Genomic DNA, 249 nt, shown 5'->3' with positions numbered 1-249 from the left:
CTCCCTGGGCCCGCTGCAAAAGGTGGATTCCAGCCTGTTTCCCAAGGAGGACAGCACCTTGGACTACCGGGAAGTGAAGCAGTACTTCCTGCACGAGGTGGATACGTATAAAATCGTATTTATCGACGGAATTTACAGTTCCTACCTCTCGGAGACCACCCACGACGGGGTGGATATCTGCCTGATGAGCGCCGCGCTGAACAAGCCCATGTACCGCCCGATCATCGACGTGTATTTTAACAAGGTCGC

At 54.2% G+C, this 249-nt stretch carries 1 pseudogene; it reads left to right on the top strand.

Annotated features, from left to right (window positions below):
• A pseudogene (locus ACRHNM_RS17585) lies at positions 1 to 249 on the top strand (Fe-S cluster assembly protein SufD); the annotation flags it as partial.

The sequence above is a fragment of the Psychroserpens mesophilus genome (assembly GCF_050617655.1).
Lineage (GTDB): Bacteria > Bacteroidota > Bacteroidia > Flavobacteriales > Flavobacteriaceae > Psychroserpens > Psychroserpens mesophilus_A.
This window is presented reverse-complemented; position numbering and strand designations above follow the sequence as displayed.